The 18795-nt window shown below is 71.6% G+C and carries 16 protein-coding genes; 12 read left to right on the forward strand and 4 right to left on the reverse strand.

Annotation, left to right across the window (positions count from 1 at the left end; all coding sequences use genetic code 11):
- Nucleotides 1-552 precede the first annotated feature (552 nt).
- The 5 genes from WMF12_RS45455 (at nucleotide 553) to WMF12_RS45475 (ending at nucleotide 7600) form a co-directional block, all read left to right on the forward strand.
- Nucleotides 553-942, forward strand: a complete 390-nt coding sequence (locus WMF12_RS45455; RefSeq protein ID WP_437855022.1) for a hypothetical protein — start codon at nucleotides 553-555, stop codon at nucleotides 940-942.
- 164 nt (nucleotides 943-1106) lie between these two features.
- The gene (locus tag WMF12_RS45460; protein ID WP_437742986.1) at nucleotides 1107-2363 is read left to right on the forward strand and encodes a TolC family protein; all 1257 of its coding nucleotides are present in this window, start codon (nucleotides 1107-1109) and stop codon (nucleotides 2361-2363) included.
- Entirely contained in the window at nucleotides 2360-3769 is a 1410-nt protein-coding gene (locus WMF12_RS45465) for an efflux RND transporter periplasmic adaptor subunit (protein WP_437855024.1), read from the forward strand. The genes WMF12_RS45460 and WMF12_RS45465 overlap by 4 nt, the downstream gene beginning before the upstream one ends.
- Nucleotides 3770-3785: 16 nt before the next feature.
- Entirely contained in the window at nucleotides 3786-6980 is a 3195-nt protein-coding gene (locus WMF12_RS45470) for an efflux RND transporter permease subunit (protein WP_437855026.1), read from the forward strand.
- Nucleotides 6977-7600 carry a methyltransferase gene (locus tag WMF12_RS45475; RefSeq protein WP_437855028.1) on the forward strand — a complete coding sequence of 208 codons (624 nt, stop codon included), beginning with the start codon at nucleotides 6977-6979 and terminating at the stop codon, nucleotides 7598-7600. The genes WMF12_RS45470 and WMF12_RS45475 overlap by 4 nt, the downstream gene beginning before the upstream one ends.
- 6 nt (nucleotides 7601-7606) lie before the next feature.
- Here the strand turns inward: WMF12_RS45475 and WMF12_RS45480 are convergent, their stop codons facing one another.
- From WMF12_RS45480 to WMF12_RS45490, 3 genes are all read right to left on the reverse strand, one after another.
- Nucleotides 7607-9244, reverse strand: coding sequence for an ATP-binding protein (locus WMF12_RS45480; RefSeq protein WP_437855031.1), 1638 nt, complete (start codon nucleotides 9242-9244; stop codon nucleotides 7607-7609).
- Nucleotides 9241-9657: a response regulator gene (locus tag WMF12_RS45485; RefSeq protein ID WP_437296506.1), complete on the reverse strand. Its 417-nt coding sequence runs from the start codon at nucleotides 9655-9657 to the stop codon at nucleotides 9241-9243. The genes WMF12_RS45480 and WMF12_RS45485 overlap by 4 nt, the downstream gene beginning before the upstream one ends.
- Before the next feature lie 75 nt (nucleotides 9658-9732).
- Nucleotides 9733-12579, reverse strand: a complete 2847-nt coding sequence (locus tag WMF12_RS45490) for a PAS domain-containing hybrid sensor histidine kinase/response regulator (RefSeq protein WP_437855036.1) — start codon at nucleotides 12577-12579, stop codon at nucleotides 9733-9735.
- A 609-nt stretch (nucleotides 12580-13188) separates the two neighbouring features.
- On the opposite strand from WMF12_RS45490, the gene WMF12_RS45495 reads away from it, so the two are divergent.
- The 4 genes from WMF12_RS45495 (at nucleotide 13189) to WMF12_RS45510 (ending at nucleotide 14708) form a co-directional block, all read left to right on the forward strand.
- Nucleotides 13189-13353, forward strand: coding sequence for a DUF1328 domain-containing protein (locus WMF12_RS45495; RefSeq protein ID WP_437855039.1), 165 nt, complete (start codon nucleotides 13189-13191; stop codon nucleotides 13351-13353).
- 228 nt (nucleotides 13354-13581) lie between these two features.
- Complete coding sequence (locus tag WMF12_RS45500) at nucleotides 13582-14139, forward strand: hypothetical protein (protein WP_437855041.1); 558 nt, start codon at nucleotides 13582-13584, stop codon at nucleotides 14137-14139.
- A 50-nt stretch (nucleotides 14140-14189) separates the two neighbouring features.
- Nucleotides 14190-14408, forward strand: a complete 219-nt coding sequence (locus tag WMF12_RS45505; protein ID WP_437855042.1) for a hypothetical protein — start codon at nucleotides 14190-14192, stop codon at nucleotides 14406-14408.
- 15 nt (nucleotides 14409-14423) lie between these two features.
- Complete coding sequence (locus WMF12_RS45510; RefSeq protein ID WP_012241329.1) at nucleotides 14424-14708, forward strand: hypothetical protein; 285 nt, start codon at nucleotides 14424-14426, stop codon at nucleotides 14706-14708.
- A gap of 235 nt (nucleotides 14709-14943) precedes the next feature.
- Here WMF12_RS45510 and WMF12_RS45515 read toward each other — a convergent pair whose 3' ends face one another.
- Nucleotides 14944-15423, reverse strand: a complete 480-nt coding sequence (locus WMF12_RS45515) for a hemerythrin domain-containing protein (protein WP_437742995.1) — start codon at nucleotides 15421-15423, stop codon at nucleotides 14944-14946.
- Nucleotides 15424-16262: 839 nt separating this feature from the next.
- On the opposite strand from WMF12_RS45515, the gene WMF12_RS45520 reads away from it, so the two are divergent.
- Genes WMF12_RS45520 through WMF12_RS45530 form a run of 3 tightly spaced genes read left to right on the forward strand, consistent with a single transcriptional unit; the run spans nucleotide 16263 to nucleotide 18791 of the window.
- The gene (locus tag WMF12_RS45520; protein ID WP_437855045.1) at nucleotides 16263-17690 is read left to right on the forward strand and encodes a sigma-54-dependent transcriptional regulator; all 1428 of its coding nucleotides are present in this window, start codon (nucleotides 16263-16265) and stop codon (nucleotides 17688-17690) included.
- A gap of 37 nt (nucleotides 17691-17727) precedes the next feature.
- Nucleotides 17728-18420, forward strand: a complete 693-nt coding sequence (locus WMF12_RS45525; protein ID WP_437855047.1) for a histidine kinase — start codon at nucleotides 17728-17730, stop codon at nucleotides 18418-18420.
- On the forward strand, nucleotides 18420-18791 hold the full coding sequence (locus WMF12_RS45530) for a response regulator (protein WP_437855049.1): 372 nt from the start codon (nucleotides 18420-18422) through the stop codon (nucleotides 18789-18791). The genes WMF12_RS45525 and WMF12_RS45530 overlap by 1 nt, the downstream gene beginning before the upstream one ends.
- Nucleotides 18792-18795: the final 4 nt, after the last annotated feature.

An 18795-nucleotide genomic window follows, 5' to 3' on the forward strand; every position in this document is an offset into this window, starting at 1 on the left:
GACGCACGGCGATGCATGCGGGCAGCACATGCCGCGTGGGGAGTGGCGCTCCGGGGGGCGTGCGACAGACCGCCTGTTCGGGGCGGATGTCACACGAGCTCGCGCCGGGGATGCACAGGAGAGCGCGCCTGGGAGTCCTCAGGGCTCCTCCGAGCGGTTGGCCGACGTGTTGTTTCGGTGGCTGCCCCCGAGGCTTCTCGCTGGCTGTCGGGTCCAGGTGATCCTCGCAGACTCGCTCGAGACGGACGATGGTGCATGTCCCTATCGCACTGGCGTTGACGCCAATCGATCCATCGGTTGTGCGCGCGAGGTGTCCGCGGCAGGGGCGCTTTGAACGCGGACCCATGCTGTTCGTGGAGGGTCCACTCAGCATGTTCCAGCGTGGAGTCCAGGGGGCCACGATGGCCGTGTCGTGCGCATTCCTGCTCAATCCTCCGTTCGGGCGCGCGTCGACGGCGTGCACAGGCTTGCATCGGTCGCCGAGCGGCCTGGTCGGGCTCGATCGAACGCCTTCCTTGACGCCCGTCTGGTCCTCCCCCACGCTCGCATCGGATGTTCCGCCTCCGGCGACCCCATCGTGACCGCAGCGCGATCCTTCGCTGGATCCGCGCCGCGCTCCCGGTGCTGCTCGTCGTCGGTCTCCTGGCGCAGGGCCACACCCTCCAGGCGCTCGGCATGACGATCGCTTGCGAGCACCCGATGCTCGAGGCGTCGTCGGCCCATCACGAGGAGGACGCGGCGCCGGACAGCTCCCACGAGGACTGTCCGCCCAGCTGCAGCGACTGCGCTTGTGGTCGTATCCCCATGACGCTGTCCGTCGGCGCCGCGGTGCCCTACATCCTCCTGGAGGCGTACGAGATCGCCGCGTCGACGCTGCCGGAAATGCCAGGGCGCTGCCTCCCTCACCGCCTCGAACGGCCACCCCGACACCCGCGCGCCTGAGGCGCCCTCGTCAGGTGTCGCACCCGCGAGCACGGCAGCAGCGCACAGGCGTTTGAGCGCCCCTGCGCCGCGCCGCCGTGAGCTCGGCCCTCTCACGCGATCCTGACCGGGCACAACCGCGGTTCTTCGCGCGAGCGCTCCACGCGCTCGAGGGCTGTCCGTCCATGTTCCGTCCCCCCGTGCGTCGTCTGTTCGTCGCTACCTCGCTCGCCCTGCACCTGCTGTCGATCGCGCCCCCGGCGGCCCTCGCCGCAGAGCCGCCCCTCACCCGCGCCCGCGTCGCCGACCTCGCCCGCGCAGCCCCGAGCGCGCGCGTGGCCACGGCGGAGGCCGGCGTCGCCCGCGCCGCGACCTCGGCCGCTGGCGCGATCTCCCTCGAGAACCCCGTGCTGACCGGCATGGGCGGCGTTCGGCTCAACCCCGACGGGAGCAAGCCAGTGGCCGTTTCGGCGTCCCTCGCGTGGCCGATCGAGCTCGGCGGCCAGCGAGGCGAGCGCATCGCAGCCGCGAAGGCCGAGCAGCGCGCCGCCGAGATCGGCGCCGAGGACGGCCGGCGTCGCGTCCTGCTCGCCGCCCTGCTCCAGCACGCCCTCGTGCTCCGGGGCGAGCGGCAGGTGCAGCTCGCCCGCGCCCGCGTCGCGCTCGCAGAGCGGCTCCACGCCGCCGCGGAGCGCCAGCGCAAGGCAGGCGAGGTGCCGGAGGTCGATGTCGCCCTGGCGTCGCTCCAGAAAGGGCGCGACCAGGCGGCCGCGAAGGCGGCGGAAGGCACACGCGACGCCGACGAGGCGGCGCTCCTCGGCCTGCTCGGCCTCCCCTTGCGAGCAGCGCAGCAGCTGCCCCCGGTGGAGGGGCCCCTCGTGCCGCCTGACGATCCGCCGCCGCTCGCGTCGATCCTCGGCGACCTGGGACGTCGCCCCGATGTCGGGGCCGCCGAGGCTTCGGTCGACGCCGCGCGGGCCAGGGCGGAGCGCGAGCGGGCGGCCGGGTGGCCCACCGTCAACGTCGTCGCCCAGGTCGAGCGCGACGACGGCGCGAACATTGGCATGCTCGGCCTCGCGATCCCGCTGCCGATCCTCAACGCCAACCGCGCCGGCGCCGCGACCGCCGCCGCGGAGATCGATGTCGCCCAGGCCCGCGCCGAGGCCGCGCGGACCGGCGCCGCGGGCCACATCACCCAGCTCTACGCGCGTTACAAGGCGACGAAAGAGGCCCTCCACGCGCTGACACCGACGGCCACCCTGATGGAACAGGCGGCCGCGATCTCGGCGCGAGGGTACGAGCTCGGCGAGAAAGATCTCGCGAGCGTCCTCCTGGTGCGGCGTGAGGTCATCGACGCCGAGGCGGCGCTGCTGGAGGCCGAGCACGCCCACGCGGCGGCCAAGATCGAGCTCCTGGTCGCCGCGGGGAGGGCGCCCCGATGAGCGCTCCTCCGCGGAAGATAGAGCTTTCCCCGAAGGTGATCGCCGCGATCGCCGCCGCGGCCCTGGCGCTCGTCGTCGCGGCCGTCGCCATCACGGTGCGCGTCGAGCATGGACGCCACGGGCACGACCGCGAGGCCGGCCATGAGGAGCACGACGGGCATCAGCACGGCGAGGAGGAGGGAGCGCACGGCGATGGCCACGACCGCGATCACGACCACGCGGAGAAGCACGCGCCGGACGAGCCCGGGGAAGCGCACGCCCACGGCGACAGGCTCAAGCTGTCGCCCGCGATGATCCAGAACGCCGGGCTGGAGATGCTCACCGCCGGACCGGGCAATGTCGCGGTGACGGTCACCCTCCCCGGCGAGGTCGCGCTCAACGCGGAGGCCATCGCGCACGTCACGCCCCGCGTGCCGGGGACGGCGCGAGCGGTGAAGAAGCAGCTGGGCGACACGGTCACGCGAGGAGAGGTGCTCGCCGTGCTCGATAGCCGCGAGCTCGCCGAGCTCCAGCGCGAGCTCCTGGCGGCCAAGGAGCGCCTCTCCCTCGCCGAGGCGAGCTTCACGCGCCACGAGGCGCTCTGGAAGGAGCGCATCTCGGCCGAGAAGGAGTACCTCGCGGCCAGGCAGGCCGTCGCCGAGGCGCGGATCGAGCACCGCAGCGCCGCCCAGAAGCTCAACGCCGCCGCGGGCTCGGGCGCGGGCAAGGGCAGCGGTTACGCGCTGGTCGCCCCCATCGACGGCACCATCATCGAGAAGCACATCGCCATCGGCGAGGTGCTCAAGGAAGACACCCAGGTCTTCGTGATCGCCGACCTGTCCACCATCTGGGTCAACGTCACCGTCTACGCCAAGGACCTCAGCCGCGCGCGGATCGGCCAGACGGCCTGGGTCAAGGCCGAGGGGATCGAGCAGAGCGCGCAGGGCACGCTGGCGTACCTCGGGCAGGTCGTCGATGAGCAGAGCCGCTCCGCCGTGGCCCGCCTCGTCCTCCAGAGCCCGGGCGCTGCGTGGCGCCCCGGGCTCTTCGCGACCGCCGACATCGCCGTCGAGGAGGCGGCCGCGCCCGTGGTCGTCTCCGAGGAGGCCATCCAGCGGGTCGAGGGCAAGGACGTCGTCTTCGTCGAGGAAGGCGACGCCTTCGAGGCCCGCCCCGTGAAGATCGGGCGCCGTGGCACGAGCGGGGTGGGGTTCGGGGCGCAGGGCGCCGATAGGCGACCCGGAGCCCCGAACGCCGAACCGGAGGGCGCAGGCGGGCGGCCCGCGGCCCCCGCCGTCGAATCGCCGCGCGGCGCGCCGGTCGTCGAGATCGAGGCCGGCGTCGCGGCCGGCGAGCGCTACGTCGGCAAGAACAGCTTCATCCTCAAGGCGGAGCTCGGCAAATCCGAGGCCGGACACCAGCACTGAGGAGCGCGAGGACCCCATGCTCACCTTGCTCTCGCGGCTCCTGTCCGTCTCGATCCGCCATCGCTTTCTCGTCGTCGCCATCACCCTCGCGGTCGGCGCGCTCGGGGCCTACAACTTCACCCGCCTGCCGATCGACGCGGTCCCGGACATCACCAACGTCCAGGTGCAGATCAACACGTCGGTCAAGGCGCTCTCCCCCGTGGAGGTCGAGCGCCAGATCACCTTCCCCATCGAGTGGGCCATGGGCGGGATCCCGGGCGTCCAGCAGGTGCGCTCGCTGTCCCGTTACGGGCTCTCCCAGGTGACGGTGATCTTCGAGGACGGCACCGACATCTACTGGGCGAGGCAGCTCGTGGCCGAGCGCCTGGGCGCCGCGAAGGAGAGCCTGCCGCCAGGGCTCGGCGAGCCGCAGCTGGGCCCCATCGCGACCGGCCTCGGCGAGATCTACATGTGGACCCTCGAGGCCGCGCCCGACGCCAGGCGGCCCGACGGCAAGCCGTACGACCTCACCGACCTACGCACGATCCAGGACTGGATCGTGCGGCCGCAGGTCCGGACCGTGCCTGGGGTGACGGAGGTCAACTCGATCGGCGGCCACGAGCGGCTGTACCAGGTCTCGCCGGATCCGGCGAAGCTCGTCGGCTACGGGCTCTCGTTCCGCGACGTGCTCGAGGCCCTCGCGGGCAACAACGCCAACGCGGGCGGAGGGTACATCGAGCACAAGGGCGAGCAGTACCTCGTCCGCGCCACGGGCCTCGTGCAGAGCGAGGACGACATCCGGGGCATCGTCGTCGGCAACCACCGCGAGGCGCCGATCCGGATCGAGGACGTCGCCGAGGTCAGCATCGGCCAGGAGCTCCGCACGGGGGCGGCCACCGAGGACGGAGAAGAAGCGGTCATCGGCACGGCCATCATGCTCGTCGGGGAGAACGGCCGCGCCGTCTCCAGGCGGGTGGACGACCAGATCAAGGCGGTCAACAAGTCGCTGCCCGCGGGCGTGACGGTCAAGACCGTCTACGACCGCACCTACCTCGTCGACGCCACCCTGAGCACCGTCAGGAACAGCCTTCTCGAAGGGGCGGCGCTGGTCGTCGTGGTGCTCTTCCTCCTGCTCGGCAACCTCCGGGCCGCGCTCATCGCCGCGCTCGCGATCCCGTTCTCGATGCTGATCACCGTCACCGGCATGGTCGAGAGCAAGATCAGCGGCAACCTGATGAGCCTCGGCGCCATCGACTTCGGGCTCATCGTCGACGGCTCGGTGATCATCGTCGAGAACTGCGTGCGGCGCTTCGCCGAGGAGCAGCGCCGGCTCGGGCGGGTGCTCACCCGGGAAGAGCGGCTCGACCTCGCCTACGAGGCGTCCCAGGAGGTCCGTCAGGCGACGATCTTCGGTGAGCTCATCATCGCGATCGTCTACCTGCCCATCCTCACGCTGACCGGCATCGAGGGGAAGATGTTCCGGCCGATGGCGCAGACCGTCGTCCTGGCGCTCGCGGGGGCGACGATCCTGTCGATGACGTTCATCCCGGCGCTCGTGGCGCTGCTCCTCAAGGGCAACGTGTCGGAGAAGGAGAACCTCCTCTTTCACCACGCGAAGCGCGCCTACGGGAGGGCGCTCGCCTGGGCGCTGTCCCACAGGCCGATCGTGGTCGCGATCGCGGGCGTCGTCCTCGCCGCCTCCGGCCTGGTCGCCGCGGGGCTCGGCAGCGAGTTCGCCCCCAAGCTGAGCGAGGGGGCGCTCGCGCTCCAGCCGGCGCGCATCCCGTCGATCAGCCTCACGACGAGCGTGGCCATGCAGGCGCAGCTCGAGCGCCTCCTCAGGGAGCGGTTCCCGGACGAGATCGAGCACGTCTTCGCGAGGACCGGGACGGCCGAGGTCGCGACCGATCCGATGGGCCCGAACGTCTCCGACACCTACCTGATGCTGCGGCCGCGGAGCGCGTGGAAGAAGGCGAAGACGCAGGAGGAGCTCGCCGAGGCCATCGAGGCGGTCATCCACGAGCTGCCGGGGCAGAACTACGAGTTCAGCCAGCCGATCGAGCTCCGGTTCAATGAGCTCATCAGCGGCGTGCGGAGCGACGTCGCGGTCAAGGTCTTCGGCGACGACCTCGACGTGATGCTCGAGGAGGCCAGCAGGATCGGCGCGCTCCTCGGGGCGACGCCGGGCGCCGCCGACGTCAAGGTGGAGCAGGTCACGGGCCTGCCGGTGCTGACCATCGACGTGGATCGGCGCATGGTGGCCCGCTACGGGCTCAACGTCGCCGACGTGCAGGCGGTCGTCGAGGCAGCGATCGGGGGCGTGAGCGCCGGTGAGGTCTTCGAGGGGGACAAGCGCTTCGATCTGGTGCTCCGGCTGCCCGACTCCATCCGCCGCGACATCGGGGCGCTCGAGCGGCTCCCGATCCCGCTCCGGAGCAAGGGGGGCCACGCGACCGGGCCGAGCGGCCCCACCATCGCCGCGGCGGCCGGCGCGCTCGAGCGGGCGGCGTTCGTGCCGCTCGGCGCGGTGGCGAAGATCGGCGTGGAAGAGGGCCCGAACCAGGTCAGCCGGGAGAGCGGCAAGCGCCGCGTCGTCGTCCAGTGCAACGTGCGCGGGCGCGACCTCGGCGGCTTCGTCGCCGACGCCGAGGCGCGGATCGACGCCGAGATCAAGCTCCCGCCGGGCTACTGGATGTCCTGGGGCGGCCAGTTCGAGAACATGCTCGCCGCCCAGCGGCGCCTCGCCGTGGTGGTCCCTGGGGCGCTCGGGCTGATCTTCGGCCTGCTCTTCCTCTCCGTCGGGACGCTCAGGAACGCCGCGCTGATCTTCACCGGCGTCCCGCTCGCGCTCACCGGCGGCGTCCTCGCGCTCTGGGGCCGCGGGCTCCCGCTCTCGATCTCGGCGGCCGTGGGCTTCATCGCGCTCTCGGGCGTCGCCGTGCTGAACGGGCTCGTGATGGTGACGTTCATCGAGAACCTGCGGCAGCGCGGCGAGGCGCTCGACGACGCCGTGCTCCACGGCTCGATCGGGCGGCTCCGCCCCGTGCTCATGACGGCGCTCGTCGCGGCGCTCGGCTTCGTCCCGATGGCGCTCGCCACCGGCACCGGCTCCGAGGTGCAGCGCCCGCTCGCGACGGTCGTCATCGGCGGGATCCTCTCGTCCACGACGCTCACGCTCGTCGTCCTGCCGGTCCTCTACCGGCTGACCCATCGACAGGAAAGCTCGACATGAACCGACCCTGGCTCGCCCTCGTTCTCTACGGGATCTACCTTGCGCTCGCGTTCGGATGGCGCTCGCTCAGGCAGCTCCGCGCGACAGGATCGGCGGGCTTCCGTGGCATCTCGGGGCCACCCGGGTCGCTGCCGTGGCTCGGCGGCGTGCTCTTCGTGATCGCGCTCGTCCTGGGAGCGCTGGCCCCCGTCGCGGAGCTCGCGGCCTGGATCGGGCCCTTCGCCGATCCCGGCTCGCCCCTCGTCGGCCTCGGCGCGGCCATGACGATCTCAGGGACGCTCGGCACGCTCTGGTCCCAGGGCGCGATGGGCGCGTCCTGGCGCGTCGGCGTCCGCGAGGCGGAGCGCACGGGCCTCGTCACCGGAGGCCCGTTCGCGGTGGTGCGGAACCCCGTCTTCAGCTTCATGATGCTGGCCGCGCTCGGGCTGCTGCTGATCCTCCCGAACGCGGCCGCGCTCGCCTCGCTCGTCGCGCTGGTCATCGCGATCGAGCTGCAGGTCCGCCTCGTCGAGGAGCCGTACCTCCTGCGCACCCACGGCGGCGCGTACGCGGCCTACTGCGCGAAGGTCGGCCGCTTCCTGCCCGGGATCGGCCGAGGGAGCGCGCCGCCGTCGCCCTGACGCCCCTCAGCTCGCCAGGGGCAGCGAGAAGTGGATCGTCGTCCCCTGGCCCGGGGCGCTCTCGACCGCCATGGTCCCGTGGTGCGCCTCGACGATGCCGCGCGCGATGTAGAGGCCCAGCCCCGCCCCGGTGCGCGACTCCTGCGCGGCCTTCCAGTAGCGATCGAAGAGGTGCGGCTGGTGCTCGGGAGGGATGCCCGGGCCCGTATCGGCCACCGAGAAGCGCGCGCTGTCAGCGACCCGGCAGAGCGACACGCTCACGACGCCGCCCCTCGGCGTGAACTTCAGCGCGTTGCCGAGCAGGTTCGAGAAGACCTGGAGCACGCGATCCCGGTCGGCGAGGACCTCCAGGCCCGCGTCGAGCGGCCCCTGCGTCACCCGGCAGCCCTTCGCCTCCGCGAGCGACGCGGCGGCGTCGAGCGCCTCGCGGACGAGCGTCCCGCCCCGCTCCACCCTCGGCGACACAACGAGCCGCCCCGCCTCGATGCGCGACGCGTCGAGCAGATCCTCGATGAGCCGCGTCATGCTCTGGATGCCGCGGTCCATGCGGTCGACGAGCTGGACGGCGTCGTCGTCGTCGCCGTCCTTCCGCTGGAGCAGATCGCTCCGCAGCAGCGACGCCGTGATCGCGATCGTGTTGAGCGGGTTCCGGAGATCGTGCGACACGATCGCCAGGAGGTCGTCCCGGGCGCGCGTCGCGGCCTGCGCCTCGTTGTAGAGCCGCGCGTTCTCCAGGGCGACGGACGCCGACTGCGCGAGCTGGGTCAGCAGCACCTCGTCGCTCTCCACGAAGGGGCCGTCGCGCCGATCGAGCAGCTGGATGCTCCCGATGCACTGGCCGTCCCGGCCGCGCAGCGGCGCCGCGAGGAGCGAGCGCGGGTGGAGCTCGGCCGGCGCGCGCGAGAGCACGTCGGCGCACGTCGGATCGCTCGCGATCTCGTCGCCCGTCAGCCGGACGCCGGTGCTCCTCCGCTCGATCAGGCCGAGCGCGACCTCGCGGATGCCGTCGCGGTCCTCCCGCGCGGCGTACTCCTCGGACAGCGAGATGCCCGTCAGAGGCCGCTGCTCCACGCCCCGCGCCGAAAGCCGCGAGGCCGCGACGCCCGCGTCGAGCAGCGCGCGCGCCTCGTCGGTGGTGCGCTGGATCAGCTCGTTCAGCGAGAGCGACCGGTGGATGCGCAGCGTCGCCTCGGTGAGCTGCGCGAGCTGGTTCGCGTGGCGGGCGAGCGCCCTGCGCGCCTCCTCCTCGCGGCGCTCCGCCTCGCTCAGCCGCAGGACGTGGCGCAGGCTCTGCACCAGCCGCTCGGGCGTCAGCAGGTTCTTCGGCACGTAGTCCGCCGCGCCCCGCTTCATCAGATCGACCGCGAGCGACTCGTCACCCTGCCCGGTCAGCATGATGAACGGCGCCGTGAGCTTCGCCTTGCGTGCCGCCTCGATCACCGCGAGCCCGTCGCCCCCGGGGAGGTAATAGTCGAGCAGCACGCAGTCGACCTGCTGCTCGTACAGCACCGCGAGCGCCGAATCGACGGAATCGGCCTCCCTGATCTCGGCGTCGACGCGGCCGCTCCGCAGCGCACGCAAGATCGCGATCCGATCGACCGTGTCGTCGTCGACGACGAGGAGGCGAACCGACCTCGGGCTCAAGGCATCTCCACGAGCGTCCAGTACCGGTTCAGCGCCGTCATGAGCTCGACGAAGCTCATGAACGTCACCGGCTTGAGCAGGTAGCCCGCGACGTTCAGATCGTACGCATCCACCTTGTCCCGATCGTCGTTCGAGGTCGTCAGCACGACGACGGGCGTCGCCCGCAGCGAGACGTCGGCCCGGAGCTCGCGGAGGAACTCGATGCCGTTCATCCTGGGCATGTTCAGGTCGAGCAGGACGAGGCGCCGATCCCTGGGCACCTGGTTGCCGCGCAGCAGATCGAGCCCCTCCACGCCGTCGCCCGCCACCCAGAGCGGGTTCGTGATCTTGCCCCTCTCGAACGCCCTCCGGACGTTCATCACGTCGACGGTGTCGTCCTCGACCAGGATAATATTCAGGAATTTACCGTCCATCCTCGTCCTCGTGGAGGGGCAAAGCGGAGGCTCGTTGATAGCATCAACCAGAGGCCGCGCGCAGGGGCTACGGCGCTACGGCCAGCTACCACGCTTGCCCGCGCGGCCGACGAGGTGCGCGACCGCGGTCACCAGGCTGTTCGGCTCGATGGGCTTGGCCAGGTGCATCTGGAAGCCGGCGGCGATCGCCTGGCGGCGGTCCTCCATGCGCGTGTACGCGGTGAGCGCGAGCGCCGGTATGCCGCTCGCGGGGACGTCGGTCCCCAGGGCGCGCAGCCGCCGCATCATCGCGTAACCGTCCTCGCCCGGCATGCCGATGTCGCTCACGAGCACGTCGAACTCGCCCATGTGGAGGGCCTCGAGCGCCGCGCCTGCTGAGGCCGCTTCGCTCACCGTCGCGCCGGCGCGCACGAAGATGATGCCGAGCAGCTCGCGGGCGTCGGTCTCGTCGTCGACCACGAGGACCCGGATGCCCTCGAGCACGCGCCGCGCGGCGCCCCCCGGCGCCTCGCCGCCCCGGCGCTGCGGGGACGGCGGCGCCGCGGGCGCATCGGCGCGGATCGGCAGCCGGACCCGGAAGCGCGCGCCCTTGCCCTCTCCGTCGCTCTCGGCGTGCACGCTGCCGCCCTGCGCCTCCGCCAGGTGACGCACGATGGCGAGGCCGAGCCCGAGCCCGCCGTGGGCCCGGGTCATCCCCCCGTCCGCCTGCCGGAACCGCTCGAACAGGAACGGCAGGAAGCTCTTCGGGATGCCCTCGCCGTTGTCCTCCACCTCGACCTCGAGCGTCGCCTCGACGCGCCGGGCGAGGGCCCGCACCCGGCCCCCGGACGGCGTGAACTTCACCGCGTTCGTCAGCAGGTTCCAGACGACCTGCTGGAGCCTCTCCGCGTCGCCGAGGAAGATGCCCACGTCGTCGGCGACGGAGGTGTCGACCGCGACGCCCTTCGCCAGCGCCGCCGGGCGCACCAGGTCGAGCGCCGTGGCGAGCACCTGCCGCACGTCGACCGGATCGGTCCGGAGCTGCAGCTTCCCCGCGATGATCGTCGAGGCGTCGAGGACGTCCTCGATGAGCTGCGACTGCGCCTTCGCGTTGCGCTCGATCGTGGCGAGCCCCCGCTCGAGCGACTCGGCGTCCACCTCGCCCGTCCGGAGGATCCGCGCCCAGCCCAGGATCGACTGGAGCGGCGTCCTGAGCTCGTGCGACACCGTCGCGAGGAACTCGTCCTTGAGCCGGTTCAGCTGCTCGGCGTGCTGGCGCGCGCGCTGCTCCTGCTCGAGGAGCTGGGCGCGCTCGGCGTCGGTGCGCTTCTGCTCCGTGATGTCGTGGAACGAGAGGCCGACGCCGTCGCCCAGCGCCACGGCGATGGCGCGGAACGTCCGCGGAGCGCCCTCGTGCGCGCAGAAGAGCTCGACCCGGGCGGGCTCCCCGGTCTCCACGACGCGCGCGCACGCGTCGAACGCGCTCGCGAGCGCGCTGCCAGGGACCTCGATCAAGAGCCGCTTGCCCTCCAGATCCTTGCCCCGGCCCCCGACGATCGGCCCCGTGGCCGGGTTCACGTAGACCCACTCGAAGTCGGAGATCGCCCCGGACGCGTCGCGCACGCTGCGCAGCATCATGAACCCGTCGGGCGACGCCTCCTGCACGGTGCGGAACCTCGCCTCGCTCGCCCGCAGCGCCTGCTCGATCGACTTCCGCTCCGTGATGTCCGTCGCCGTGCAGGTGATGCCGATGATCTCGCCCGTGTCATCGGCCAGCGGCTCGATCGAGACGTCGATGTGCTGGGTGCGCCCGCCGGCGCGCACCGCGATCTCGCGCCGCTGGCCGACGCCGCTGGCGAGCACGTCGCGCTTCGTCCGATCGAGCGACCTCGCGGCCTCCGGGTCCTCCAGCACCTCCCCGTCGGTCTTCCCGAGCACCTCGCGCTCGGACTTGCCGAACGAGTTGTGCATCCACGTGTAGCGCAGGTCCCGGTCCTGGGTGAACACCATGACCGGCGACCCCCGGAGCGCCTTGCGGAAGCGCTCCTCGTTCACGCGGAGCGCCTGCTCCGCGCGCAGGCGCTGGGCCACGCTCTGCTGGAGCTCGAGCGCGAGCCGCTCGGCCTTCCGGCGCGCGCCGATCTGCTCGGTCACGTCGAACGCCGTCACCATGACGCCCTCCACGGCGCCGCTCACGTCGTGCACCGGCTTGCACAGGACGTTGTACAGCCGCTCGACCGTCTCGCCGGTCCAGCGCGTGATCCGCACCGGGATCTCGCTCGCCACGCTCGGCTCGCCGCTCGCCAGGACGGCCTCGAGCTGCGCGTGCAGCGGCTGCCCGCGCAGCTCCGGGACCGCCTCGACGAGCGGCTTGCCGAGGAGATCGTCGCGGCCGACCATGCGGCAGAAGAGCGGGTTCGCGAGCTCGAACACGAGCGCCGCGCCCTTGAGGAAGCAGATCGGCGCGGGCGCCTGCGAGAGCAGCGAGCCGCTCCTGCCTCGCTCGATCTCGGTGCGCCTGCGCTCGGTCTCGATCGCCTCCAGCTGGAGTCGGGTGTGCTCGCTTACCGCCTGGGCGATGCCCGCGTCCACGCGCTCGGAGAGCGCCTCGATCTCCCGCGGATCCGGCGTGATCCCCGCCTCCTCCAGCTCGCGGAGGATGGATTGCCGGAGGACGCCGTACTCGCGGACCATCACGCCCAGGTCGAGCCCGTGCTCCCAGCGCATCTCGCCGTGCTCGCGCGCGGCCTCCTTGCTGCCGGCCGTCGATGCGCGTTGTTCCAGGCTGGCGGCCACCTCGTCGAGGAAGCTCGGCAGCGAGTTGATGATGAGCGGCTTCGGCATGTTGCGCACCGCCGCGCTTCGCTTGCGCAGCTCGCCCACGAACCGCTCGATGATGGCCTCGCGGCGGGTCCTGATGAGCGTGGAGAGCGGGATCGTCATGATCGGATCGTTCGCGTCGGGAGCCCGACCTCGGCAGACGTCGCCGTCAGGGGGCCTCGGCAGCGAGCGCCGAGCGACGGTGGGCGATCGGCGGCGCGGGTGGCATCGGCGAGCACGGTATCTTCGGAGAGCTGACCGAGCGCCACAAGGCGCACTGCCAGCGCGGCTCACCCGGCCTCGGACGGCCGGCCGCCACCCTCCTGAGACAGCCGCGGCCGGCTCTCCGTCGGCGTCGATCTCGACACCGGCCTTGAGCTGAGCCTGACTTCCACCTCGCCAGCACAAGCCCAGGCGCGAGCAAGCGTTGTGCCGAGATCGGCCAGCCGATGAACGAGATGATGCGCGGTGCGCGACGTCACGAGTGAGGCAATTTGCCGCAGTTACCCCGCCCGCCCGTGTCGTGCGGCGGCATCTGCAGCGAGCCGCCGGGGCGCCCGGGCGCTCCGCGATCCGGGGAACTCGCGATGTCGCGGCACGTCGGCTGCAATGACGTAGCGACGTAGCGACGTAACGACGTAACGACGCAACCGCTGCAATCGCTGCAACAACGCAGCATCGAAGCGCTGGAACACCGATTCACCCAGTGATTCACCCGATGAGGAGGTTATCATGCTCAGTTGGAGTGTCGCGTTCTTCGTCGTGGCGATCATCGCCGCGATCCTCGGCTTCGGCGGCCTCGCGGCGAGCGCCGCCTCGGTGGCGAAGCTGCTCTTCGTCATCTTCCTCGTCCTGGCGGTCGTCTCCCTCGCGCTCGGCCGACGCGCCCCGGCCTGACGCCATGCCGATTGCACGTGCTCGGAGGCCACGATCGGGGCGACATGCCTCGTCGGGCCGAGCGGTATCCGTGCTTCCGCATGGCACGTCTGTCGCAATACCCGCGGATCGACCCATCTATCGCGCCATGAGGCCCATCCCGGGCGGCGTCGATAAGGCGTCCGTGTCGCGCCGGGCGCTCGCCCGGACGCGAGGTCGCGCGTCGACCGCAGACCAGAGGAGATCATCATGTTGACCGTCCGAACATTCCTGCCTATCGCCATCGTCATGAGCGCCGTCGTGGGCTGCGAGTCCCCCACGGCGGACGCGCAAACCAAGGCCGAGCGCGCGCAGCGCGAGGCGCAGCAGAAGGCGGCGGAGGTCGCCACCGAGCTCGACAAGAAGGTCGCCGAGATCGACCAGAAGGCCGAGCGGGCCACCGACGACGCGCTCCGCGAGGCCGCGGAGAAGCTCAACAACGCCGCCGTCGAGGCCCAGGAGAAGACCGCGGAGGCCGAGGCGGAGCTGGTGAAGGCGCGCGCGGACGTGCGCGCGTCCACGTCGCGCAGGATCGAGGACCTCGAGAAGGATGCCGTCGAGCTCCGCGAAAAGGCCGAGAAGAAGCTGCCCAAGGACGAGGTCGTCAGGCTGATGAAGGACGTGGAGGACAAGTCGGAGGCCGTCCGCAGGAGCCTGCGCGACCTCGACGCGGCGACCGGCGAGACCCTCGACCAGGTGAAACAAGGCGTCTACCAGCGTGTGGAGGAGCTGGATCGCGCGATCCAGGCGGTGAAGCGGCGCGTTTGATGCAAGCTCGCTCGCCTGGGCCCAGCAAAGCTCGACACGAGGAGGACATGATGGCGAACCAGAAGGCGACTCAGCAGACCCCATCGGCGGAGATCGAGGGAGAGGGCAACCGCACGGCCGATCGGCGTTACCGAGAAGGGGTGGAGAAGTCGGTGAAGGCCGGCAAGATCAAGGAGCACGCCGAGGAGGCCGCCCGCGCGCTCGACGGACCCGAGGGCGACGAGCTGCGCGAAGCCGAGGAAGCGGCGCGGCGAGGTCAACCCAACTGAACCGGGTGAGCAGCGATGATCCGCGAGCTCCGATGCAAAGCCTGTGGCCGCCGGTACGTCTTCGTATCGACGGCGGCCACGCCCTGCCGGGCCTGCGGCTCGGCCCTCGACGAGGTGGAGCTCGAGCGCGGCGTTTACGAGCTCGTCACGAACGACGCGCGGAGCCCCGCCTCGACCGCTCCGTCGAGCCCGGCGGACCCCATGGTCCCCGAGGATCTCGGCTACGGCGAGTCCCATGGATACGGACCCGCGCACGGCGGCCCGACGGGCCCCGGCGACGCGCCCGCGACCGGCCCCTGATCCAACCGAGCTCACTTCGCGCGCAGGGCGCCGCGGGCGCTCTCGCAGAGCGCCTGTGGCGGCCGCTGGAGAGCGGTGGGCGAACGACGGGACGCCGGAGAGCGCTGGTCAAATTGGAACAGGGAGACGGGGAGGCAAGGAGAAAAAACTCAGCAAATCTCCCTGTCTCCCCGTCTCCCTGTGATCCTTCTCGGGCAACGTTGACCACCACCCGCCGGAGGGAGGGCGCTGGCCGTCAGGCCGCCCTCGCTGTGCGGAGCGGGGCGTGGCTCGAGGCGTGGGGGCGGCGGGAGTGGGCGATGAGCGCCTCGAAGAGCTCCAGCATCTGCCGGCCGAGGCGCTCGTTCGTGTCCTCGGTCAGCTCCGCCTCGATCCTCGGCAAGAGGTCCCGCTCCTCCTCCTCGGCGTGGTGCGTGACGAGCTCCCTCAGGGTGGCGAGCCTGGCCTTGAAGCTCGGGTCCTCCGGCGCCGTGCCGACGACGCGGCGGATCTCGAACCGCGTGACCGTATGCTCTTCGCAGGCTCCGCCGACGAGGTCCGGCTCGACGGCGAGCAGCTCCGGGAAGAGGACCACCTGCTCGGCGAGCATGTGGGCGAGGAGGTGCTTGGTCAGCTCGTCCGTCGCTCCCCGGACATCGCCTGTGGTCGAGAGGGCCAGATCGAACAGCCTCTCGGCTTCGCGGTGTTGCCCCTTCAAGAGCTGTGTCGCCTTCATGCATTCTCCTCTCAAGGACCGGACGTCAGGTTGTTGTTCATCGAGGTGGCTGGGCTGCCGTTCATCGAGGGGGAAAAGGAGCTCGTCGCGCTCGCTCGCTAGCGACCAGCTCACGCAGCGGCCTCGGCCGAGGGCCCGCGGCGACGCGCCGAGCCTTCAGCGGGGTGACATCGCGCCATCGCGCAGCGCGCGCAGCGTCAGCGGCAAGGCCCGCGAGCGCGCGAGCCCCCCTCCCGCCCCCCTCTTCTGCATGACGCGCACTCAAGCAATCACCGTGCCGATTGGGGTTTATTCCGGATGCGAAGAGACGCTGGACGCCGGACAGGGAATATCGATGTGGAATTTCGCCTCTCACCATGGCTCCCGGAGCTCGGGCGAACTCGGCTGTTGCCGGCAGGCGGCGCCGTCTGGCTGTTGCCGGCAGGCGGCGCCGTCTGATCGAGAGAGGCGCCGGGCGTCCGCGGGGGACCGCGGCGATGCCTCGGTGGCGGCCCCTCGCCCGCGTGCCCATCGGAGGCGCGACACGCGCCGCGACGAGGCGTGCTGCCGGCCCGCGCCGATCCGTGGAGGAACGGCGGGTCGGTGAGCCCCCTACCGGCCGTGGCGCTTCGGGCGCGGCGGCGCTGGCTGGCCCCCGTCGGCGGCGGACCGCTCGGCCGCTGCGCGCGGCCGGTGCCATCCAGGATGGGGCAAGAACGCGCACCTGTGGCGAAACGTCACGTTGGAAGGACGTCGGCGCGGAGCGGACTGGGCTTGATGGCGCGAACTCTCCGTGGCACGTTCCCTGCAACTGCAGGCAGCGGTCGACCTTTAGAAGAGCTGCCGGGGAAGGACACGCGATGAGCGGCAGGATACTCGTCGTCGACGACGACGAAGCGACGTGCGATCTGGTCGAAGCCCTCCTCAAGAGGCAGGAGTTCTCCGTCGCGGCGCGCACTTCGGCCAAGAGCGCGCTCGAGCTGGTGAGTGATGACGATTTCGACGTCGTGTTGACCGACGTCGGCATGAGCGAGATGAGCGGCCTGGAGCTCTGCGAGCGCATCCTCGGCGCGCGCCCCGACATGCTCGTCATCGTCATGACGGCGCTCGGGAGCATGGAGACCGCCATCTCCTCCATGCGCGCCGGGGCGTTCGACTTCGTCACGAAGCCGCTCGACGCGAACCTCCTCGGCCTGACGGTCTCGCGCGCCGTCCAGCATCGGCGCCTCCGCTCGGAGGTGAAGCGCCTGCGCGAGGCGGCCCACGACGTCCAGCAGACCAAGGGCCTCGTCGGGCGCAGCCCTGCGATGAAGCGCGTCTACGATCTGATCGGGCGCGTCGCGCGGAGCGACGCCTCGGTCCTCGTGCACGGCGAGACGGGCACCGGCAAGGAGCTCATCGCGCGGGCGATCCATGAGGCCAGCGGCCGGTCCGGCCCCTTCGTGGCGGTCAACTGCGCCGCGGTGCCTCAGGCGCTCCTCGAGAGCGAGCTCTTCGGCCACGCGCGCGGCGCCTTCACCGACGCCAAGACCCAGCGCACCGGCCTGTTCCTGGAGGCCAGCGGCGGCACCATCTTCCTCGACGAGATCGGCGAGATGCCGCTCGAGGTCCAGCCGAAGCTGCTCCGCGCGCTGCAGGAGCGCAAGGTGCGGCCGGTGGGCTCGAACGCCGAGATCCCCTTCGACGCCCGCATCGTGACGGCGACGAACCGCGACCTCGAGACCGAGGTGTACGAGAAGCGGTTCCGCGAGGACCTCTACTACCGGGTCAACGTGGTGAAGATCGACCTGCCGCCCCTGCGCGAGCGCGGCACCGACGTGCTCCACCTCGCGATGCACTTCCTCGAGAAGTTCTCGTCCCGCAGCAGCAAGGGCGTGCTCTCGCTCTCGACCGCGGCCGCGGAGAAGCTCACGGCGTACAACTGGCCGGGCAACGTGCGCGAGCTCGAGAACAGCATCGAGCGCGCGGTGGCGCTGGCCCGCTTCGAGCAGATCACGGTCGAGGACCTGCCGGAGAAGGTCCAGGCCTACCGGCCCGACCGCTTCGTCGTCGCCGTCGATGAGCCGGCGGAGATCATGACGATGGACGAGCTCGAGAAGCGCTACATCAAGCGCGTGCTCGCGCTCGTCGGCGGCAACAAATCGCGCGCCGCCCAGATGCTCGGGTTCGACCGGCGGACGCTCTACCGCAAGCTGGAGCGCTACGGGGAGCAGGACGGCTCGGGCGGGGACGAGGGCCCAGACAAGGCGGCCTCTTCGCCGGGCTCGGCGAGCTCCTCGTTGAGCTGAGACGGGGCGCGAGGCGAGGCGAGGCGAGGCGTAACGAATGAGCGAAAAGGCGCTGTCCGACTCGATTTACAAGCTGTTCGCGCGCGCGGGGCACGACGTGCGCGGGCCCGCCGGGGTCGTGGCCACGGCGCTCAACGAGCTGGAGAGCGTCCTCGGGGGCGAGGCCACCGCCCAGAACGCGGCGTACTTCACCATGGCGCGGCGGGGCGTGCGCCGCCTGCTGCGCCTCGCCGACCGCTACACCGCCGCGTCCGAGCTGTCGCGGCAGCTCGACGCCCCGGCGCAGCCGCTCGACCTCGAGGCGCTCGTCCAGAAGGCCGTCGCGGAGGCGTCGTTCGTCTACGGGCGGCGCGACGTCACGGTGGCGCTCGACCTCGCCCCTGTGCGCGGCTTCGCGCACGCCGCGTCGATGACCGCGGCGCTCTCGGACGCGCTCATGCTCGCCCTGAACGTCGCCCGCGCGCGGGTCGTCGTGGCGCTTGCGGCCCATGGCGATCGCGCGCGGGTGGTGCTGACGAGCGACTCGAGCGCGGCCTCGGTGGAGAAGCTCTTCGAGGCGGCGCTCGCGCCGGACGCGGATCCGCTCGCCGACGGCGGGCTGCCCGTCCGGGTGATCGACGGCGTGCTCAAGGCGCACGGCGGCGAGGCGCGGGCCGACCGCGTCGGCGCGGAGACGCAGATCACCCTGGAGTGGCCGCTGAACGCGGCCGACCGCAAGGCGGGGGCCTGATGAGCGCGGAGCTGCCGCAGGTGCTGGTGCTCGACGACGACGACGACACGGCGGCGCTGCTCGGCATGGCGCTCCGCCGCCGCGGCTTCCGCGTGCTCGTGGCGCGCTCGTGCGAGGAAGGGCGCTCGATGCTCGCCGGGAGCGCGGTCGACGCCCTGGTGACGGACGTGTCGCTCCCCGACGGCAGCGGCGTCGAGCTGGTCGCGTCGCTCGCGGACAGGCCACGGGCGGTGATCGTCGTGAGCGGATTCGGCGGGGACGACGATCGTGAGAAGAGCCGGGCGGCCGGCGCTCACGCGCACATGGTCAAGCCCATCGACGTGGCCCGGCTCGTGGCCACGCTCAACGAGCTGCTCGGGCGGCCCAGCTGAGCGG

The organism is Sorangium sp. So ce363, assembly GCF_051520435.1.
GTDB classification, from domain to species: domain Bacteria; phylum Myxococcota_A; class Polyangia; order Polyangiales; family Polyangiaceae; genus Sorangium; species Sorangium cellulosum_B.

Excerpts from the sequence above, each read along its gene's own strand:
- WMF12_RS45455 (WP_437855022.1), top strand. The coding sequence starts at position 553 with ATGTTCCGCCTCCGGCGACCCCATCGTGACCGCAGCGCGATCCTTCGC.
- WMF12_RS45460 (WP_437742986.1), top strand. The coding sequence starts at position 1,107 with ATGTTCCGTCCCCCCGTGCGTCGTCTGTTCGTCGCTACCTCGCTCGCC.
- WMF12_RS45465 (WP_437855024.1), top strand. The coding sequence starts at position 2,360 with ATGAGCGCTCCTCCGCGGAAGATAGAGCTTTCCCCGAAGGTGATCGCC.
- WMF12_RS45470 (WP_437855026.1), top strand. The coding sequence starts at position 3,786 with ATGCTCACCTTGCTCTCGCGGCTCCTGTCCGTCTCGATCCGCCATCGC.
- WMF12_RS45475 (WP_437855028.1), top strand. The coding sequence starts at position 6,977 with ATGAACCGACCCTGGCTCGCCCTCGTTCTCTACGGGATCTACCTTGCG.
- WMF12_RS45485 (WP_437296506.1), bottom strand. The coding sequence starts at position 9,657 with ATGGACGGTAAATTCCTGAATATTATCCTGGTCGAGGACGACACCGTC.
- WMF12_RS45490 (WP_437855036.1), bottom strand. The coding sequence starts at position 12,579 with ATGACGATCCCGCTCTCCACGCTCATCAGGACCCGCCGCGAGGCCATC.
- WMF12_RS45495 (WP_437855039.1), top strand. The coding sequence starts at position 13,189 with ATGCTCAGTTGGAGTGTCGCGTTCTTCGTCGTGGCGATCATCGCCGCG.
- WMF12_RS45500 (WP_437855041.1), top strand. The coding sequence starts at position 13,582 with ATGTTGACCGTCCGAACATTCCTGCCTATCGCCATCGTCATGAGCGCC.
- WMF12_RS45505 (WP_437855042.1), top strand. The coding sequence starts at position 14,190 with ATGGCGAACCAGAAGGCGACTCAGCAGACCCCATCGGCGGAGATCGAG.
- WMF12_RS45510 (WP_012241329.1), top strand. The coding sequence starts at position 14,424 with ATGATCCGCGAGCTCCGATGCAAAGCCTGTGGCCGCCGGTACGTCTTC.
- WMF12_RS45515 (WP_437742995.1), bottom strand. The coding sequence starts at position 15,423 with ATGAAGGCGACACAGCTCTTGAAGGGGCAACACCGCGAAGCCGAGAGG.
- WMF12_RS45520 (WP_437855045.1), top strand. The coding sequence starts at position 16,263 with ATGAGCGGCAGGATACTCGTCGTCGACGACGACGAAGCGACGTGCGAT.
- WMF12_RS45525 (WP_437855047.1), top strand. The coding sequence starts at position 17,728 with ATGAGCGAAAAGGCGCTGTCCGACTCGATTTACAAGCTGTTCGCGCGC.
- WMF12_RS45530 (WP_437855049.1), top strand. The coding sequence starts at position 18,420 with ATGAGCGCGGAGCTGCCGCAGGTGCTGGTGCTCGACGACGACGACGAC.